General features: G+C 55.1%; 1 protein-coding gene. It reads left to right on the forward strand.

The annotated features are described in order from the left end of the window. Positions 1-260: 260 nt before the first annotated feature. A complete protein-coding gene (locus ATI53_RS22785; RefSeq protein ID WP_083840651.1) occupies positions 261-1157 on the forward strand; it encodes an SDR family NAD(P)-dependent oxidoreductase in 897 nt (298 codons plus the stop codon). The last annotated feature ends 354 nt before the right edge of the window (positions 1158-1511 follow it).

A 1511-nucleotide genomic window follows, 5' to 3' on the forward strand; every position in this document is an offset into this window, starting at 1 on the left:
ATCGCCTGCCGGGTAACAGTGCGTGGCGCTCCCGTGACGAATTTGTCCCACAGTGCGTCCTTCCCATGGTCACAGATAAGTAGACCATCACACGCCGGGACTAAACAGCTAGTAATTTTTGATCAAAGACGACCGAAAAGCTACCATATTTCCTATGACCTGGAGGATTTGACAGTTTTTTGGGAGGAACAGGCATACACAGACAATTCTGACCGCCTATTCTGTCATGAGTGCAAAACACCCGTATTAAGGAGACAAAAATGTCCATCGAAGATCAGTTTCGCGATTTTACTGCTCACAATGACAGATACCCCTCTATCGATCCCAGGGACGCATTGAGCGGAAGCGCCGACGGGAAGATCGTCTTCATCTCGGGTGCGTCTCGCGGTATTGGTCAGGCAACGGCCGTGGCCTTTGCAGAAGCGGGTGCTTCAGCGGTCTATGTGACCGCGCGCTCCGAGGCCGACCTTGAGGAGACCTGCGATCTCATTGCAAAGGCCAATCCCGACACCAGAACTGCCTATTCGGTTTGCGATGTCACCGATGCGGACGCGGTTGCTGCCGCTGTTGCGGATTGTGTGACGCAGTTTGGCGGCATTGATATTGCCGATGCCAATGCCGGGTTTCTGGGCCCTTGGGTGAAAATCGCCGAGTCGGACCCGGCCACATGGTGGAAAACCTGGGAAGTGAATGTTCAGGGTGCGTATCACGTCGCCCGCCATACGCTGCCACACCTTATCGAGAGCGCGAAGGGACATGCAGACCGGGGTCAAAGCGGCGGCCATCTGATCTTGATGTCGTCGATAGGGGCGCAGATGTTGACGCCAGGGGCGTCGGATTACCAGACCTCCAAACACGCCATCAACCGCCTTTGCGAATTCGTACAATCCGACCACGGTGAAGACGGGATCAAATGCTTTGCGGTCCATCCCGGTGGCGTTGCGACAGAACTTGGTCACAACATGCCCGAAGACATGCACGAGTACCTGGTCGATACACCCGATCTGGCGGCCTGTTTCATCGTGTGGCTCACCAGCGGTAAAGCCGATTGGGCCAAGGGCCGCTATCTGTCTGCGAACTGGGACGTAGATGAGCTTTCATCAGCCCAGACAGAGATAGAAAGCAACGATCTGTTCGTGAACCGGCTTCGAGCCTGAGACCCGTGTAGCGGGGTAGGCGACCTCGCCTATCCCGCGCCTTTGCTGTTTCGAGCACTTCCAGAAGCGTTCCTACTGTGAGGGAATTGGCAAAACCCAACGTTTGTGTCACCGGCGCAATCGACCATTTTGGGCATATGTCGATTTCCGGAAACGGCCATTAAGTTAGATCCAATCAACGTCCGGTTCATCCGCAATCTGTGAATTCGACCTTTGATCCTTGCTGCACTCTGCACGAATGGCTGATTTTCCCGCTGCGCGGGGCATTGTTGCAGAACTCTCGCGGTGGAGGATTCACATCACGAATCCATGTGGTTAGACGGATGGCATGAGCAAGCCCAAACCCGCCCGCTA

The organism is Salipiger aestuarii (assembly GCF_003259905.1).
GTDB classification, from domain to species: domain Bacteria; phylum Pseudomonadota; class Alphaproteobacteria; order Rhodobacterales; family Rhodobacteraceae; genus Salipiger; species Salipiger aestuarii.